At 39.7% G+C, this 17,144-nt stretch carries 17 protein-coding genes; 14 read left to right on the plus strand and 3 right to left on the minus strand.

The genetic code is table 11. From position 1 onward, the window contains the following. Positions 1–3: 3 nt before the first annotated feature. The 4 genes from J7I80_RS11660 (at position 4) to J7I80_RS11675 (ending at position 3,495) form a co-directional block, all read left to right on the plus strand. Positions 4–1,206, plus strand: coding sequence for a hypothetical protein (locus J7I80_RS11660; RefSeq protein WP_214738530.1), 1,203 nt, complete (start codon positions 4–6; stop codon positions 1,204–1,206). 2 nt (positions 1,207–1,208) lie between these two features. After that, complete coding sequence (locus J7I80_RS11665; RefSeq protein ID WP_214738531.1) at positions 1,209–1,931, plus strand: endonuclease/exonuclease/phosphatase family protein; 723 nt, start codon at positions 1,209–1,211, stop codon at positions 1,929–1,931. 227 nt (positions 1,932–2,158) lie between these two features. Next, positions 2,159–3,154 (plus strand): restriction endonuclease, encoded by a 996-nt coding sequence (locus tag J7I80_RS11670; protein WP_214738532.1) that lies wholly within the window; start codon positions 2,159–2,161, stop codon positions 3,152–3,154. Positions 3,155–3,219: 65 nt separating this feature from the next. Then, positions 3,220–3,495, plus strand: a complete 276-nt coding sequence (locus J7I80_RS11675) for a hypothetical protein (protein ID WP_214738533.1) — start codon at positions 3,220–3,222, stop codon at positions 3,493–3,495. A gap of 116 nt (positions 3,496–3,611) precedes the next feature. On the opposite strand, the gene J7I80_RS11680 is transcribed toward J7I80_RS11675, so the two are convergent. Beyond that, positions 3,612–4,355 carry a hypothetical protein gene (locus tag J7I80_RS11680; RefSeq protein WP_214738534.1) on the minus strand — a complete coding sequence of 248 codons (744 nt, stop codon included), beginning with the start codon at positions 4,353–4,355 and terminating at the stop codon, positions 3,612–3,614. Between the two features lie 798 nt (positions 4,356–5,153). On the opposite strand from J7I80_RS11680, the gene J7I80_RS11690 reads away from it, so the two are divergent. The 10 genes from J7I80_RS11690 (at position 5,154) to J7I80_RS11735 (ending at position 14,611) form a co-directional block, all read left to right on the plus strand. Beyond that, positions 5,154–5,684, plus strand: coding sequence for a DUF5381 family protein (locus tag J7I80_RS11690; protein ID WP_214738535.1), 531 nt, complete (start codon positions 5,154–5,156; stop codon positions 5,682–5,684). 225 nt (positions 5,685–5,909) lie between these two features. Beyond that, the gene (locus J7I80_RS11695; protein ID WP_214738536.1) at positions 5,910–7,184 is read left to right on the plus strand and encodes an FAD-dependent monooxygenase; all 1,275 of its coding nucleotides are present in this window, start codon (positions 5,910–5,912) and stop codon (positions 7,182–7,184) included. A 42-nt stretch (positions 7,185–7,226) separates the two neighbouring features. Then, positions 7,227–7,724 (plus strand): hypothetical protein, encoded by a 498-nt coding sequence (locus tag J7I80_RS11700; protein WP_214738537.1) that lies wholly within the window; start codon positions 7,227–7,229, stop codon positions 7,722–7,724. Positions 7,725–7,784: 60 nt separating this feature from the next. Next, the gene (locus J7I80_RS11705; RefSeq protein WP_214738538.1) at positions 7,785–8,438 is read left to right on the plus strand and encodes a hypothetical protein; all 654 of its coding nucleotides are present in this window, start codon (positions 7,785–7,787) and stop codon (positions 8,436–8,438) included. A gap of 96 nt (positions 8,439–8,534) precedes the next feature. Beyond that, positions 8,535–9,434, plus strand: a complete 900-nt coding sequence (locus J7I80_RS11710; protein ID WP_214738539.1) for an alpha/beta fold hydrolase — start codon at positions 8,535–8,537, stop codon at positions 9,432–9,434. A gap of 145 nt (positions 9,435–9,579) precedes the next feature. After that, positions 9,580–9,792: a hypothetical protein gene (locus J7I80_RS11715; RefSeq protein ID WP_214738540.1), complete on the plus strand. Its 213-nt coding sequence runs from the start codon at positions 9,580–9,582 to the stop codon at positions 9,790–9,792. Positions 9,793–9,835: 43 nt separating this feature from the next. Next, positions 9,836–10,483, plus strand: a complete 648-nt coding sequence (locus J7I80_RS11720; RefSeq protein WP_214738541.1) for a YczE/YyaS/YitT family protein — start codon at positions 9,836–9,838, stop codon at positions 10,481–10,483. A gap of 292 nt (positions 10,484–10,775) precedes the next feature. After that, a complete protein-coding gene (locus tag J7I80_RS11725) occupies positions 10,776–12,302 on the plus strand; it encodes a copper resistance CopC/CopD family protein (protein WP_285289137.1) in 1,527 nt (508 codons plus the stop codon). 18 nt (positions 12,303–12,320) lie between these two features. Beyond that, positions 12,321–12,971: a YcnI family copper-binding membrane protein gene (locus tag J7I80_RS11730; RefSeq protein ID WP_214738543.1), complete on the plus strand. Its 651-nt coding sequence runs from the start codon at positions 12,321–12,323 to the stop codon at positions 12,969–12,971. Between the two features lie 221 nt (positions 12,972–13,192). Then, positions 13,193–14,611, plus strand: coding sequence for a tetratricopeptide repeat protein (locus J7I80_RS11735; protein WP_214738544.1), 1,419 nt, complete (start codon positions 13,193–13,195; stop codon positions 14,609–14,611). Between the two features lie 262 nt (positions 14,612–14,873). Here J7I80_RS11735 and J7I80_RS11740 read toward each other — a convergent pair whose 3' ends face one another. After that, positions 14,874–15,548, minus strand: a complete 675-nt coding sequence (locus tag J7I80_RS11740) for a hypothetical protein (RefSeq protein WP_214738545.1) — start codon at positions 15,546–15,548, stop codon at positions 14,874–14,876. 617 nt (positions 15,549–16,165) lie between these two features. After that, positions 16,166–17,026: an STAS domain-containing protein gene (locus J7I80_RS11745; RefSeq protein ID WP_214738546.1), complete on the minus strand. Its 861-nt coding sequence runs from the start codon at positions 17,024–17,026 to the stop codon at positions 16,166–16,168. Positions 17,027–17,144 lie beyond the last annotated feature (118 nt).

Consider the following 17,144-nt stretch of genomic DNA (forward strand, 5'->3'; position numbering starts at 1 on the left):
ACTATGGATCTGAAGCAAATACAAAAAACAATTGATTGGGCTCTCAAAAATATTTGGGTAGATAAAATTTCAAAAGACTATAAGTCCTTTTATCTATTAAAAGAAGATACTTTAAAAAATGCTCTCTATTATCATTTGCGCAATGAATTGGCTAGTTTATTTGATCAGCATAATCTAAGGATTTATACGGAATTTCACCATGGTGGATTTAAAGCGGATCTTGCCATTGTAAAATTGAATGATGATCCAGGTAACAATGATCATTTGAAAGATGACATCGAAAATGTTCTGGCAATTATTGAATTGAAGTATAAATCATGCAGTACTATGAAGTTTTTCGAAGAGGATGTAGTAAAAATAAAGAACTATATAGATGCCACACCATCAGCAACTACTCAATACTATTTAGCTTTTATCCATGAAGCAGAATACGAATACATAGAAGATGACTCGTGGCTGACGCTTGAGCAACAAGTATGGGCAAAAGATCGATTAACTGAGTTATCTGGACACTATATTGATGGGAAAATGAAATGGACGGTACTTTCGTATAACGGAATGAATAAGAATTATCGATGGGAATATCGCTTTACGAAGGATGAACTGACTCAAGCAGCATCATTTTTTAATGAAAAGAAATATTCACATGAGTTTTATAATCATTTCCTGGGTGTCGTTAGCCGTGAAAAGGAAGTAACCCAAGAACTGAGGGATGCGGTTAGGTATCTGATGTACTGGAAACTGGGAAAGGTATCATCTAAACAGCAACCAACAAGTGAAGTCGTAGTTGTCGAAGGAAATACTTATTATGTATCAGGTACTACAACTCAAAATAGATTAGCTATTGAGAAATCATTAGTTGAAGATTTGCTGGAAATGGGATTGAAGTTTCGAAATCAAGAAATTACATATGAACAGTTTAAGGATGAAGTAGATTCAATTACAGGAACCTCTATTGTATTGCCTGCTTTCTATATTCATATATGGCAGCCAGCAGATTTTCCGATTCTAGATATTAAAGTTTGGCGTACTTATAAATGGAATAAGGGAGAAGTCGTACTAAAACATACTAAACCCACGTCGTGGCGGCACTATGAAGAATACATTTCATTCTTTAACGGGTTGGTTGCTGATGTGGATAAAGAATGGAGAGATTGCGATAAGGGATTGTGGATGCTCGGGGAAAAATTGAAAGTGGGAATATAAATATGAAGTTCGTTACCTGGAATGCTTCTATGCGATTCAGAGATAAAATTGATAGTATATTCCCGTTCAATGCAGATATTTTAGTCATACCGGAATGTGAGGCTCCGGAAAAATGGAGCGGGAAAAATCATCACAAGGATATTCATCAATTTCTCTGGTTTGGTGACAATCTGAATAAGGGCATTGGAATATTCATTTTAAACGAAGCCTTTAGTATAAAGTTACATCCATCCTATAATAAGGATTTCCGCTATATTATTCCTTTAATAGTAACTGGAAAGCAAAGCTTCCTGCTGTTTGCAGTTTGGTCTCAGCTTACAAAGAGCAAGTTTGATAGTTATATAGGGCAAATATTTCTAGCTTTAAAGTATTATAAATCCTTACTTAATGAGCCTTGTATCATTGCAGGTGATTGGAACAGTAATAAAATATTTGATCATATTAAACGGGTAGGAACCCACTCAGATGTAGTGGACCTTCTGGAGAAAGTGAATATTAGAAGCGCCCATCATCATTTGCTTAATGAAGAACATGGTCTTGAAATGCAGCCAACACATTATTTTAGGAAGAATAAATCTAGTCCATTTCACATTGACTTTATTTTTGCATCAGAAACACTCCTTAAGCAGATAAGAACTCTCGAAATTGGAACATATGAAAAATGGATTAATTTGAGCGATCATATGCCGATATTCATGGAACTTAATTCTGAATTGGGTGATTAAGTCAAGAGCCGAGTTTCAATTTTTTTATAAGCTTTTATTTATCAGGGGGAGCCTTAATGCGAACGGAGCTTTGTCCAAAATGCGGCAGCATAATGATTAAGGATGCTTTTTAGAACATTCTTGAACTTAGGGATGGGTCGATACAGATTGAGACGATTTATCCTGCTTGGGTGTGTAGTGATTTCTGCGGTTATTATGAAAAAATTAGGGGTTAGGAGTGAATGAACATGTCGCGTTATTTTAAATTTGTGGCAATCAGAAAAGATGAGGAAGAATGGATGTTTAAAGAGCTGCAGGAAGGGCGGGCGAGGTTTGGCTGGAGCAGTGCTGGGTCTGACTTGAGAGTGATTAAGGTCAAGTCTTCAACTGCCAGGACTGCAGATGAAAAAATTGTCTGGCGGTACACACAGTTTTTAATCAACAGGCTGACGAAGGGCGACAGACTGATCATTCAGTTAAGTAGACCATTGCGGAAATTCCTCATCGCCGAAGTGACAGGTGAGTATCATTCGACAGATCCTCAAGAGAGTGATTTTAACCATTATATAGAGTGTAAGCTTTTAACAGAGGCATTTATAAACGTGGAATCCCAGGCCGTTTCACAGTCACTGAGGCACCACCTTTCCAAACGAGGACATTACTATGAGATTTATGATGACCTTGCCAAAGAAGAACTGAATTGGATCTTGGAAAAATCAATGCAAAGGAATGCTGAATTTTTGCAGGCTAATGAGATTAAGCATACCGCAGAATACGAGTCAAAGGTACTTGAAGAAGATGTTATTATGCAAACATATAAACGGATTTCGACGAAATGGCCGAGTGCGTATTTTGAGAAATTTGTTGCGGACCTCATCCGTTCGACTCCTGGGTTGGAAGTCAAGAAGCAGGGAGACTCAGGTCAAGGATGGGATCTAACGATGAGGATTCTGGATCCTATCGATGGGTCAATTTTACATGAAGATATTCCAGTGCAATGCAAAAATTATATGGGGGCCGTAAAAACAAAAAGACCCATAGATGATTTGGAAAGGTGCATAAGAAACTCTGGTTCCTCAATTGCCTACCTCTTCATAATCGGAGACTTGACGGAGGAGTTTGAGAAAGAATTTGAAAGTAGACTAGAGTTATTGAAGGCTGAAAATGAAGACATCCAATGGAGAGTCATTGGCCAGGGGCAAATAGCCAAGATGTACTTGAACAGGGTAGGCTCCGGTATTTAAGAGTCCGAGGTATTGTATACAGACTAGAAGGAATCTTTTTACTATCATAAAAGGAGGAAGCCAAATTGAATAGACCCCAAACAAAATACAAGCGCCATGGTCGTATTTCGCACAATGTTGATGAGGCATATGATATCGTGTTTGATAAGTGTACTCCAGTTATAAATGGAGTACCTAAAAATGAGATCCAACTCTTAATGAGATACACAAAGAATGGAATCACTGTCAATAATGCGCCAGCATTTGATGAAATTGATATGATGGAAGCAATTGTGAAATTATATAATAGTTCACTAATATCCTCAGAAGCTAAAGAAATACTAAAACAAGGAATTAAGTGATTAGGCAATCCAAAACTACAAAATCGATCGGAGGACGGTTCTAGTGTTATAGTAGCATTGTTACTTGAACAGTAGGACCGTCGGTTTTTTAAGTGATATTCTTAGTATTCTTTGAGTTAGTCACTGGAATTAATTAATTGTATTTCTGGCAACCTGCATCGGTATACTTCTTTTACTAATCCAATAATTATAAGTTGTAGTAAAAATTCCAGTAATTCATCGTCAGTTCCTTCATGTATATTTACCACTTTCAACAATATGGATTGGTCTTTGACTGTTAATCCAAAGACTGTTTCAAGTGTTTTTAAAATTTCTCCTTTTAACTCTTTTTGGACACCAAGCATTTTAAATTCAGGCATTAGCTTAGCATATTTTGCATTTAGATACTTATGGAAACCATATTGGTTTATTCCATTATAATTAGAAGTGGATTTTGGTTTTAACAACTCAACAATGATAAACCGGGAAAAAGCATCTTCATATACAGAAGCAGGCTCACCTCTATTTCCCCAATTAGATAAAATGATACGGCCCCTTCGTAACAAAAGCCCATTTTGAATAAGACTGAACAGTAACGAACACCCAATTACTGAACTGTCATTATCTTTATGCTCACTCCATTTGGAGTCTAGAATAATAGTTAAGTTATGTGAGAATGCTAGTGTTCTATTTGGTAATAAACTCATTATTTTATATATTAACTTGTCCACAAGATTCTGGTTGATAGATAGATCATTAGATAAAACTTTACTATGGTCAGAATGCTTATTTGTTCCATATTTCTCAACATAACGATTAGGATTTAAGTCACGGTACGCCATGTGTTCCGAATATGCTTCCCTTTCTTTAAACCAGCTCATAAAAAACCCCTTTCTTTTACTAACAGTAATTCCTCTCATATTTTTCCATATTTTAATTATAAGGGAAAGATGCTAATGGAGGAATAACTAAATGATTGAATAGTAAATTCTATTAAACACAGAATGGATCCAGTGTCTCATTCGGACGCGGAAATGAATGGGTTTCAAACGACCTTGAGGAACTAGCCATTTGCCATTGTGAAGGTTGGAGAGTGAAGGAGATCCATATGGACATTTATTCTCCAGAACAGGAGAAGCGTGTGGAGCTTTAGCGATCAGGATTAGATATGAACAATGAAGCAATGGAGCTTTTTAAATTATTTGTGATTATCTATAAATCGACATTAGTATCATGTTATCCTAATATTAACAATTGCACGAAGGAGTTTGGTTGCCAAGATGGCTTATGGTGGTCTTTTGGGAAGTTTCTTTATCTTGCTTGGTCTGTTCATCTGGAGAAGGGGCAGTGTTTCTTTTTTAGCAGGTTATGCGAAAGACAGGTGAGTAATGAGAAATTAATGGCAAAGCGGATTGGTCTGGTGGTTATCTTATTTGGGTTCGAAACAATCTTGTTAATTGCTGTCAGCTTATATGTCATGCCTGTTGACGCACTGATATAAGGGATTCTAGCCGGATTGCATGTGCTGGCCATTTTATTTTTAATGGTTACTAATCAAATGAGTAAGCCTGAAGAATAACTCCAGTCGTTACCTTCAGAGACATTAAAGATAGCAAGGGGACCTTGATCTTTGGGAGCAAAAGGTCCGTCCCTCTGCTTCAGAAAAGGAAACAATGATAATGAACAATAAAGATCAAGTTATGCAGGAAGAACATAATATAAAATTTTCAGAAGGAAAGGTTGAGATCGTCTACACGAATCCAGGTGCCGGTTGCCTGGTGTCATCTGCGTTATTTGGTACTATGCTTTCCGCCTTTGTTCTGTTTGTTGTAGTGCCTGGTTCGGGTTTCGTAAGAGGTTTTTTAGGTATTATCATCGGAATGATTGGATTGATATTTACAGGCTCCATCTTACTCAAGCTCATAAGTGTAATCCTTTCAGGTAAGACATTACTAACGGTTGAGTCTGGATTGTTAAAAGGTCGTAAAGGCAGCATTCCAATTAATGAAATTACAGAGATCAAATGGGGCGGCACCAGTTTAAAGTATCTTGTTGTCCAAACCTCAAACAAAAGCAAAATCAAATTTCCTACTTATAACCTCGTTGGTGAAGAAAAGGTGAACCAGGTTATAAAGGAATATGTAGTTCCTCATGCGACACCTGAATTAAAGTTAAGTTGGGAAAAGTACATGGGAGATAAAGAAAGCTGAATGGAAAGGGAACAAGGGGGTTTTATGCTTCTTTTCGTGAGTGACTTTTAGAAGAAAAAGCTCCGTCCTTCTGCTTCCGAAAGTCCTATTGCATCTCGCGAGATTAATAGTGTTTAAGGACATACAGTTGTATGGGGGAAAACCCGAATATTATTAAGCGATGAAGATGGATTGGGAGTCTGGAGGCAATAATAAAAAATCATATTAACTGTAGAGTAAGTCCTTATGAAAAATTTCAATTACGATATATCCATGGTGGAAGATTTCCGGAAGGCCGTCTTTTTATTTATAACAATTAAAATGGCTGGAACACATGTATTGGAAAGCGGTGAGACGATGAAAGCAATTATTATTGGTGCTGGTATCGGGGGGCTGAGCACAGCCATTGCCCTGCGCAAAATCGGGATGGATGTGAAGGTGTTTGAAAGCAAGCCGGAGGTGCGTTTCGCAGGTGCCGGGCTTGGAATTGGAGCGAATGCTGTTCAAGCATTGCAGCAGCTTGGTGCAGGCGATTCAGTGCTTAAGGAAGGTAAGGTGTTGGATGAGCTTCGCATCCTTACACCTGCAGGGAAAATCCTGCAGCGGACGGACACAGCCGTCATTAGCCAAAAGTATGGACCTGACAATGTGACGATTGAGCGCGGAAAGCTCCTGGAGTTGCTCATGAGCGCCTTAGGTCCGGAGCAAATTGTCCACACAGGAAAGACTTGTAATCGTTTTGAACAAAATGACTCCGGGGTGAAAGTGTGGTTTGAAGATGGTTCAACGGAGGAAGGGGATTTGCTGATTGGCGCGGACGGTGTATACTCCACCATCCGCGAAACTCTGCTGCCGAACGCAAAACCACGATATGCAGGATACACTTGCTGGAGGGCGGTTGTGAAGGCAGGACCAGATTTGCGTGATTATGACCCGAATTTATTTATAGAAACTTGGGGACGCAGCGGGCGCTTTGGAGTGGTTCCCTTGCCGGAAAACCGGATCTATTGGTTCGCATGCGTGAATGCTAAAGCCCGCGATTCCCAATTAAAAGCCTTTACTACCCGGGACTTGATGAAGATTTTTGAAGGCTATCATGATCCGATTCCTCAAATACTGGCGCAAACCTCCCATTCCCAATTGCTCCATCATGATATTTATGATCTAAAGCCAATCCGCCGCTTCGCATTCGAACGCATTGTTTTACTCGGGGACGCGGCTCATGCCATGACACCCAACTTGGGGCAAGGTGCCGGGCAATCTATTGAAGACGCAGTCATCCTGGCTAGCCATTTGAAACGGAATTCCACCATTAAAGATGCGTTGGAAGGATATGAACAGGAGCGAACCGACAGGACCAGGCAAATTACGAGAATGTCGAACCAGATTGGAATGGTGGCCCAGTTGAATGAGCGCGTTTCTGTCGCTCTTCGTGATGCACTATTCCCGCTAATTCCAAATAGGGTTCTGGAAAAGCAGCTTCAGTTTCTATATAAAGTAGAGCTTGGTGAATTATTGTAAAGGATTTGTTTTTGAGATAGTAAGGGGAACGAAAGGTGATTTATGAAGTGTCTTACATATAAAAGGTGGACTATACTTAACCGGATTATATTGACTGGAGGCTTTGTCCTCTTAGGCATTCTTTTAATCTTAGCGGGACTGAAAGAGGATGAAGCCATTTCCAAAAGGATATATTTTATTCTTGCAGGGATCGTTGGGATTCCTTACTTTGGCAGGTATTTCATATTGTACATTATCCTTCTTTTTAGGGATAAGACGATAGCAAGCTACGATGATTACATAATTAAAGTTAAGAACAGGCAATTCAGCCTTCATGAAGTGCAGAAGGTATCAATGACAAGCAGCTTTCCTGTAGGATTTTTGTGGATACATACACCGGCTTATATGATCCTTACTTTCACAGGAGAAAAAGTCTATATTCCAACCTACTATGCAATGACTAAAAAAGATGAGGTCGAAGTATACGATATTCTAAAACATGTCATCAGCAACAAGATAAAGGCAAAAAAGGCGACAGCACTCGTGTCTCGCAAAAAGTGAAAAAAGCGTTAGCTAGGAATGTTTGCCTCTGTTAAAAATTCAGACAGAAAGGAGCTTGCGATGAAGACGGTGAAAACCAGGTCAGGACATATAACTCAAGAAGAGATGCAAAAAAAATTCAGATTTGTAACTGTTGCATTTTTCATAATCAGTCTGTTTATTTCTCTAATTAATCTACAGTCCATCTCTGTCCTTCCAAGCTGGTTAAATATAAGTTTTATCATTCTATTGATCTGTTCGATTGCGCTTTTTGGCTATGGATTAATTCTTTCAAAAAAGTACATAACATGGGTTAATGGGGGAGTACATTTCTTCTTTTGCCTGCTAGTAATAAGTTTTCAGCTCTTTTTGACATCAACGGGTATGTATACAATTGGAGTCAGGGAAGGGCTGATTATCGAGGAAGGAAACTACTCACAGTTCACCTTAGTCTTTTATCTTGCAAGTGCTGTTTTGTTTATGACTGCGTCTCTATTCATCTCTTCCCAAAAATTACGGAGAATGAATAGTTACAAGGCATATGTGACCGGAACCATTGTAGCCGTAGTTATAATTGCGTTCATATTTATAGCTCTCAATGTCATAAGAGATACATTCTTCAGCGATCCAGATAGTGTTAAAGAGTCTTATCAGTTTTTTATAGGTTCTATCCTGGCCCTTTTTCCAGCTGCAGTACTAGGAATTAGTATAATCCGTACAAAAAAGCGTACATGAAAAATGAAAGAGCTCGAGATACATAGGGTATTCTTATTGGCTTATTATCGAAGCGAATGAGGGCTGTTCGATAAATGATAGGGAGGAGTCTCGTATATGCTGACAGAAAGTAAAATCCAATTACCGAATTCAATAGAATTGAATGTAAAGTATTCGACTTCAAATAAACCCGTGATCTTGTTTCTTCATTTTAGTGGAGGGACTTTGAATATGTGGGATGGCATTTTGCCGAGGTTTAGTGAGGATTACCGGATTATTGCTCCTGATCTCAGGGGGCATGGAAAATCGGATAAGCCGCTGACGGGTTATCATATTGTTGATTTTGCCCATGATGTATACTTGCTGCTCCAAGCTCTTGATGTCCAGAGCTGTCATATTGTAGGCAGTTCGATGGGAGCAGAGATTGGGTTGAGTTTGGCTGCGTCCCATCCTGATATGGTGAAGTCGATTGTTTGTGAAGGTGCTCTATACAATGAGTTTGGCGAATATGGGCTGTTCGATGGGACAGCTGAGGAGATTACCGCTGAAAAAGAGAGACAGAGGAAGAAGTTGTCGGAGCGAAGAATGCCTGAACATCCTTCCCTCAATGATTTTCTTACTGAAGCAAAGGAACCTATTGAACGGATGGGGATCCTGAATGAACATTTCCTGAGCTACCTGAAAAGCACAGCAGAAGAGCAGGATGACGGCACCATAACCAGTCATTACCGGAATCACGTCAGGATCGAGTACATTGAAAAGTATTGGGACCTTCAATTCCAAGATTACTATAAAGAAATAAAATGTCCGGTCCTTTTTATGCCAAGTGAAGAGGAATGTGCAGATGAAAAAATCAGGAGAAGCCTGGATGCTTTTTCAAAGCTTGTAAATTCATCTGAAATCATCAAAATTGAAGGCTCCAGGCATGCCTATGTCTGGATGCAGCTTCCGGATCAGGCAGGGTTGGCAGTGAAGGATTTCCTGAATCGAGTTGCGGAGCATGAGGATGAACTTTAGTCTTCTGGACAATTCTAACTTTCTATTAATCTAGGGAATTGGGTTGCCTCTACATGATGGCAGCCCTTTTTTTAAAGCAAGATTGAATGGAAAATTATGTTACAATTAATTACTGAATTACATAGGTTTTAAAGGGTGGATTTTTATGAAAAAATATCTTTATTCTGCTTTAGTTTTAATTATAGGTTTGGTTTTTACGATGTTCATGGGTGGAAGTCTTGGAGGTGGAGATGGAACAGTTAGCAGCGGAGTCTTCAACTCAGCTATGGCCGGATTGATCTTTGCCATCATATTTCTTAGTGCTACTATTATGTTATGTACCTTGATGATTATTGAAGAACTGAAAAGGAATAGCTGATTCCGTGGTGTTAAGACTAAGTTCAACGAAATGAAGTGATAAAATGAACCTTAAAATACAAGTTCCCTTTTTTATAGTCGGTCTTATCCTTTTTAGTTATGGTATAGCTGTGGCAATCAAGGTCAAGTACTTAGGGGTCCACCCCTGGGATGTATTGAATATTGCATTTTATGATAAGTTTGGTTTAACCATCGGAACATGGAACGTGATCTTCGGTATCATGTTAGTTCTTGTAACACTTTTGATTGATCGTACTTATGTTAATATTGGTACCTTTATTAATGCGCTGATGGTTGGCCCAATGGTTGACTTTTTTCTCTGGCTGGATGTTTTGCCCCAGGCTTCCATGCTCGTGTTTGATGTTTTGGTGTTGCTGCTTGGTATTGTAATCATGGGTATTGGAGGAGGGATGTATAATGCTGCTCGAATCGGATCGGGGCCAAGAGATGGATTCATGCTTGCGATTTCAGCTAAGGTCGGCTATTCAATCAGCAAAGTGCGAATAATTGTTGAGAGTATTGTGCTGGTGGTTGCCCTAATACTGGGCGGGCCGGTTTTTATTTTCACCTTTATTTATACATTTATCCAGAGTCCTATTTTCCAGGCTGCCTACAAGGTGTGTACAAGGTGGATTGAAAAGTTATCTAGCTCAATAAACAAAAAAATGATTTCTATGTCGTCTGAACGATGAAAAGAAAAGGAAAATAAAAGTTGAGGAAGCATAGGGGTGTTGAACCCTATGCTTTTTTGCCTTGGGAAATAGGGGGGATTAATCTGTTAAAATACGAAAATCATGGAACGGCATACCGACCCTCCTATCCCGGTCTCCACATTTCTACCATAAACCGTGTATTGATAGTGTATAGTATCAAGTGATACACTATTGGGTATGTGAGTTTAGAAAGAGGCAGGTGATATTTATACTTAGCAAGCGTACGGCCATTAGTCATTTTTTAATTCTATTTGCCCTTATATTTAGCTTAATGATTCCGCAAGATGTCTTTGCACATGCGACGCTGAAGATGGCTGAGCCTCCCCCAGACAGTGAATTAACAGAATCCCCGAAAGCGGTCGTTCTGACATTCGATGAAAGACTTGAAGACGAACTCTATTCGATTAAGGTTTTTAATGAAAATGGGGAAAGAATCGTCAATGCGAAGCCGGAGATGAGCAAAGATCAAACCACCATAAGGCAGCCTTTGCCTGACTTGCCTGACGGGAATTATGTCATATCCTATAATGTTATTTCAGCGGATGGCCACCCGATCAGGAGTTCCTATGTCATTTCTGTAGGGGAAGAAACGGTCTTCCAAAGGGATATTAACCAGCAAGTTTTAGAAACGCAAAAGAGCTCAGCTGGTGTATATGCTATCAAGTCATTGGTGAGGATACTGTTTTATATGGCATTGATCCTGACAACTGGCTGGATTCTGTGGGGGACCATCTATTCTTTAAAAGAAGAGATGAAGCCAACCTTCAGACGGAGGACCTTTCAATTACAAACTGCGCTGTTCATCACAACGGTAGGAGTGGGAATACTCCAACTCTTAGAATTACTTGACCGCCGGACCCTGACTGAAGTGGTATCTATTTTAACAGGGACAACAGTAGGTATATCATTGGTCGCTTCTGTGCTTTTATCTTTATTAGGGTTTTTCGTCTTACTTCGTTATAAATGGATTGATTTAGTGTGGGTATTTTTGATTCTGTCGGCCAAGACTTTTAACGGGCATGCTGCAGCATTTGAATCGGAAATCCGCTCCATGTCACTTGAACTGGCTTTCATCCATTTACTTTCAGCCGCCGTTTGGGCTGGTGGCCTGTTATACATTCTAACTTACTGGAAAAAGCAGAAGGAACATATTAGACAATTCCTTTCCTTCTTTTCGCAATCTGCCTTAATCAGCATGGTCATGCTGTTGTTAACAGGGTCAACTTACACGGTAATCTTTGTGCCAGAACTCGATTACCTGCTCCATTCACTATGGGGAAAGCTGCTTATAACGAAAGTTGCCTTAGTCATACTTGTATTCGGGATTGGTGCGATTTTACGGCATAAGTTGAAAAAGAAAAAAGAAGACTCTATCAGCAGGCTGGTGAAATTCGACTTCAGTTTGATGCTGATCATTTTGGGGATTGTCGGTGTGATGACTTATATGAACCCACTCCCGGAAAATGAACCTTTGGAATGGGAAAAAGAAGATCAGTCCATTGAATTCACAACATCGATCTCACCGAAGACACCAGGCTACAATCATTTCAAAGTGACTGTAAACTCGCTTAAAGAAGACGTAGAGATTAAACGGGTTGAGCTATTCTTGATTTATAGAGACAACCTTGAAATCGAGCCGATCTCAGTTCCTTTTTCCGAAATACAACAATCAGATACTGTTCAATTCAAGGTTAATGGTTCGTATCTGCCAATTGAAGGGAACTGGACTGTGGAGCTTCGAATACTAGATTCTGAGGACAATGAGAAGGTATATCATAAGGATTTCATTGTTTATTAAAAATGAGGAGATTTTTACATGAAAAAACTTTTAACCTTAACCATATCAATGATTGGCGCGATCACTCTTTTTGCCGGTATGGCAAGCGCGCATGTAACCGTTCAGCCGCAGGAAACTTCACAAGGAAGTTATGAAGTATTCACTGTACGAGTTCCTTCAGAAAGTCAAGATGCTCTAACAACGAAAGTGGAAGTGAAATTCCCTGAAGAAGTGAATGTCACCCGCTTTGAAGCGAAACCAGGCTGGACATATACAGTCCAAAAAGATGACACTGGAAAAATTACAAGTGCTACGTGGACAACGGAAGGAAAAGGATTAACAGAATCCGAATTCGTTCAATTCAACATCCAGGGAAAAGTTGGCGACGAAGCGACAGAACTCGTTTGGAAAGCCTACCAAACCTACAGCGATGGAAGTGTAGTCGAATGGGTTGGTGCACCTGATGCAGACAAGCCAGCTTCTTATACAGTTGTGAATCCTGCAGATGGAGATGGCCATGGACATGGAGGAACAACAGCTGATTCAACCAATGATCACAGTGCTGCTGGAGACCTTGAAAATGACGTAGAAGCAAAATCAGCAACAAGCAGCGTACCGCTTTTCCTTTCCATCGCTGCTTTGGTTGCAGGATTGTTAGCATTGTTTTTTTCTTTGAGAAAAAGAGCTTAATAAACTTATTCAGGCAAGGAGATTAATTTTTTTGCCATTTGGGAGCATGGGGACGTACCCTGTGCTCTCTTTTTTAATCAGAAAAAATTGGGAAGACTCCAAATCATGAGACAGCAGAACGTCCCTATGTCCTCAAGGAGTGTCGTCGCTTTTTTTATAAGGGTAACGTATAATGAAACTATAGAAATAAATATACGATTCATTAGGAGGCTCAATGTTTCATGAAAAATGAACTAACAATGCCGACAAAAATATCGTTCAAATCTAATAGAGTTATGGTTAATGGAGAAGTTGTACGGACAGCGATCTTCGCCAGATTCATGGTCGCCGAGGTCCAAACTGTAGTAAACGAAAAGTACTATCTGATTTTCTACAAAAATGCCCTTATCTATGGTGAGCAGCTCGAAAAGGTTCAAAAAGGTTCTTTTATTGATAAAGTGCTGAATCAAGGGATCGTCTTAGATGAAAAGCACCCGCTCCTGCCTGTACTCATTCCCGCGACAGCTTTAACCATACCTGCTAAAAACAAGCTCTTCCATCATCTCCAGCGCCATTATTCTCTCCTTGAAATACCATGTATTGCCGCATCACTCGACTCATTTTTCCCGCCAGAACAGCTCAGCAAACCCATCGAAAATATCTTCTTCGACTACAGAAGGAACGGCAGTTTTTTAAGGGCCTATCAATCGATCCATCTTTTGTCCGACTTAACTCCCTCCCTGGGGAAACTCAGTGAACTCCTCCATTCCCGGGAATACAGCTCATATTCCAGTTTCTACAGTTCTTCATCTCTGCCAGCAATCCAAAAGAAAGACCCCTTATTTGTAGAGTTCCATTGCTTTATGAATCGAAAAAGCGACGAACATACTCAAATGCTTGAAAAGATATTAAAAAACGAAGAACGGTATGCAGAATGGCTGCTGGTTTGGATGGATGACAAAAGAAATCTTACTTCTGAGTCCGTTAAGAGCCAAACAGAGCTGGCCTTGAAGTACATCCCCCTTGAAAACTGGATTCTAGTCTTATCCTGTGCAGATATAAATCCATATAAATGGGTACCGGCAGCTCGAACTTTTATTGAAGGATTAATGAAAGACGGGCAGTATGAGAAAGCGGCCAATTATTTATTCCCTTTTATAGAGGAACTGCCAGCGGAGTATCATCTGCTCCTTAATGAAATATGGAAGCAGGTTGATGCTGAATTTGTTGCTTCTCACCTGGATGAGTTTCTGCTGCTCCATCAGCAGGTTGCTCAGGAACATGAACCGAGGCAATCGGAACAAAGAATCCTGCAGCTCGCAGCAAAGCTAATGGAGGGCCATGACTTGAAAGCAGTCTGTGAAAAGTTGAAGCCTATCCAGAAAAGCTTCCCACAGTCACTCACCATCCGCAAAATCAATGAAATGGCCGCTCTTACGGAGAATCCTGACAGAATGATGGATTTGGGGCAATTTTACGCAGATTTCAATCAATATGATCAAGCAATCGAATGTTTCTACTGGGAAATGGAGCTCAACCCGGCTGACCCAGGTCCGGTCAGGCAGCTGAGTAAAATGTATCAACAGAAAGGCATGGTCAATGAGGCGTCAGCCTATCAGCAAATTTATACACAATTAAGGAGCGACCAGGAGACGGGTTGAAGCTTGGAAATGGGGAACTTCTCCATCCAAAAACTCACAAACAGCATTTTAGAGGGATAGTAAAAACATTCTTGTTTTATTGGAGGATTGCCGGGAGATGCTATAGACACTGATTCCGGAATACCACAGAGGAACCGTGTCTTCTTTTTTGTACGAATGGCCTGCTTGCCTGATTTATATAGGATGAAATATAGTGAGATATCACATTTTAAAATCTAAACTACTTCTCATGAGAAAAAGCAAAGGGAAAGTGCCCTTTGCTTTATTCCTGACTATTTAGTTGATAATGCTCAATTAAGCGATCGATTCGGGTTTCTGGATCATATGGAGGCATGCCCCTAGGATCGTATTCATATTTTTCATACAGATTTGCTGCCGTTTTGAAATAAAGTGTCGGCACTTTTTTTTCAGGTTCGATGATAAAGAGAATGTCGTTTGTTTTGATTGGCTGAGGATCATTACTTCTTATTTGAAAAGGAATCTCGGCATCATTTGATAGAATGATATGCAGGAAATATTGACCTGCGTCAAGCCCGTCTATATTGCCCAGGTATTTACTGACCTCTGAGTCTGAATCTTTTATATCTGCTGTTTTGATATAGGCGAATTGTGGTGAAAGGTGTTCTGCGATTACGAGTGAATGAAGGAGGGGCAGGCTCTCCCCTTGTGCATCATTCGTGGCAAATTCTTTTGCCAGGAGCTTTAGGGATATTGCCTGCATTTCAATATCCGTACTGCTTAGGTCATGTAGGTTTCTAAACTCTTCACTTTGTTCGCGATTCTTATTCTTTTCCTCTGTTAGCTGACTTTCAGCAAGGGTCAATTTTTTATTCACTGACGATAGTTCTTGCTTCGTATCTTCTAATTCATGACTGGGAGTGCATGCCGATAGCAATCCGCCGATGAGAGATACATATAGGAACTTTTTTGCTATCATTTTCATTCACTCCAAAGATTAGAATTTAACTTTTGCGGTGTCCCATGTTCCTAAAGAACTCATTGGATGGGGAAAGGTTTGCAATCCAATCTTACAATGACTTTGAATTATTATTTCATACTCGCTTTATTTCTAGCTCTAGTTTCGGCAAATAGGACAATTGGATAGGATAAAATGAATAGCAATGTGATGAATGTATAATTAGTATACGAATTTCTGAATTGGTCGCTCGTTAATCCGTCTTCACCGAGGATCCATCCTGCTAAGATATTCGATATGCTAATGCCATCATTTGCTTCTGGGATCAGGCTCTGGGTATAATTTTGAGCAAGGCTTATCACTGCTAATATAGCCTAGTTGTGGCGGGTTATAGGCACGGAAGAATGTAAATAATTTAATTGAGAAGCAGGTGACCTGAAAATAGGCAACTGCTTTTTCTATTAATAGAAATGATTTTTACTTTAGAAAAATCAACTATATCCCGAAAAGTCCTAGCTTTTTAGCGATAATAAAACGATAGGGTACCTGGAAATCTGTGTTATTTTACAGAATGAAAGGCTGTTTGCGACGCGAGAACCGTCCCCATGTCGCGAAGGATGGTCACTTTGCCTTTACTTTCATGCCATATGAGTATCTGATATGAGGATTTTATTTGCCTTCAATGCTTGCTTTAAGGTTGCCTGTGTTGGTATTTTATTAAAGTTGATTCCTAGATGGACTGCTGTCTGGGCTATTTCTGGGCGGATGCCGCTGATATGTACCTTTACTCCGATTAACTTCAAGATGCCGATAATTTGGAATAACTGGTTTGCTACCATTGTATCGATAATGGAGACACCTGATAAATCAATGAACAGGTGGGTTAAACGGTAATCTTTGCTTTGGATCAGTATGGATTCTGTAATGTACTTTGCACGCTGGGTATCGATTTCTCCCACAAGCGGCAATACCCCGATAGAATCAGAGAGTGGTATGACAGGGGCACTCAATTCATTAATCAGTTCACTTTGCATTAAAAGTCTATCATGGTAATAGCCATAATATTTTTCAGCAAAGGTTTCAATAATGGTATCAAATGTAGAATGAATCAATTTGCTCCACTGCAGAATTTCTGAATCGGTAATGTCCACTTTGTTCTCCATGATGAATAGGTGAATGTGTTCCCAGAAAATACCTCTAAACACCCCGAATTGATGAATGACCTCGTGGATGGGAGTCCTCGTTTCCACACGGTCCATCGCAACGGTTTGTGCCCATGCTTTAATCTCTTCATTTACATTGTTATCAGCTATAAGTACTTTGGCTAACGTTTTAATAAAAAGGCCGTTCTGCTCCCTTAAGCGTACCTCAGCATGATGGTTGTCACAAGAGTATACACTTGCTGGGTTGTTGGCTCTCCTGCTTAACCACTTATTCGTGAGGATGGAAGGGTCTTCAGTAATAAAATCATAGAGTTTCTTATTATTAGTAGAATTCATAATTTCTCCTTAATTTTAGTCTGATTTCCGAATGGCTATTTTAAGTTAAATATAAAGAAGATGTTCTATAAAATCAATTTTTAGTATACGCAGAATCGTGGTTGAAATATTTTACTTT

Source organism: Bacillus sp. ISL-41, from assembly GCF_018613235.1.
Classification (GTDB): domain Bacteria; phylum Bacillota; class Bacilli; order Bacillales; family Cytobacillaceae; genus Mesobacillus.

Bases quoted from the DNA above. Each gene is read 5' to 3' on its own strand.
- J7I80_RS11710 (WP_214738539.1), top strand. From the start codon at position 8,535: ATGCTGACAGAAAGTAAAATCCAATTACCGAATTCAATAGAATTGAAT.
- J7I80_RS11680 (WP_214738534.1), bottom strand. From the start codon at position 4,355: ATGAGCTGGTTTAAAGAAAGGGAAGCATATTCGGAACACATGGCGTAC.
- J7I80_RS11735 (WP_214738544.1), top strand. From the start codon at position 13,193: ATGAAAAATGAACTAACAATGCCGACAAAAATATCGTTCAAATCTAAT.
- J7I80_RS11720 (WP_214738541.1), top strand. From the start codon at position 9,836: ATGAACCTTAAAATACAAGTTCCCTTTTTTATAGTCGGTCTTATCCTT.
- J7I80_RS11660 (WP_214738530.1), top strand. From the start codon at position 4: ATGGATCTGAAGCAAATACAAAAAACAATTGATTGGGCTCTCAAAAAT.
- J7I80_RS11745 (WP_214738546.1), bottom strand. From the start codon at position 17,026: ATGAATTCTACTAATAATAAGAAACTCTATGATTTTATTACTGAAGAC.
- J7I80_RS11705 (WP_214738538.1), top strand. From the start codon at position 7,785: ATGAAGACGGTGAAAACCAGGTCAGGACATATAACTCAAGAAGAGATG.
- J7I80_RS11730 (WP_214738543.1), top strand. From the start codon at position 12,321: ATGAAAAAACTTTTAACCTTAACCATATCAATGATTGGCGCGATCACT.
- J7I80_RS11695 (WP_214738536.1), top strand. From the start codon at position 5,910: ATGAAAAATTTCAATTACGATATATCCATGGTGGAAGATTTCCGGAAG.
- J7I80_RS11700 (WP_214738537.1), top strand. From the start codon at position 7,227: ATGAAGTGTCTTACATATAAAAGGTGGACTATACTTAACCGGATTATA.
- J7I80_RS11715 (WP_214738540.1), top strand. From the start codon at position 9,580: ATGAAAAAATATCTTTATTCTGCTTTAGTTTTAATTATAGGTTTGGTT.
- J7I80_RS11670 (WP_214738532.1), top strand. From the start codon at position 2,159: ATGTCGCGTTATTTTAAATTTGTGGCAATCAGAAAAGATGAGGAAGAA.
- J7I80_RS11725 (WP_285289137.1), top strand. From the start codon at position 10,776: ATGATTCCGCAAGATGTCTTTGCACATGCGACGCTGAAGATGGCTGAG.
- J7I80_RS11740 (WP_214738545.1), bottom strand. From the start codon at position 15,548: ATGATAGCAAAAAAGTTCCTATATGTATCTCTCATCGGCGGATTGCTA.
- J7I80_RS11690 (WP_214738535.1), top strand. From the start codon at position 5,154: ATGAACAATAAAGATCAAGTTATGCAGGAAGAACATAATATAAAATTT.
- J7I80_RS11665 (WP_214738531.1), top strand. From the start codon at position 1,209: ATGAAGTTCGTTACCTGGAATGCTTCTATGCGATTCAGAGATAAAATT.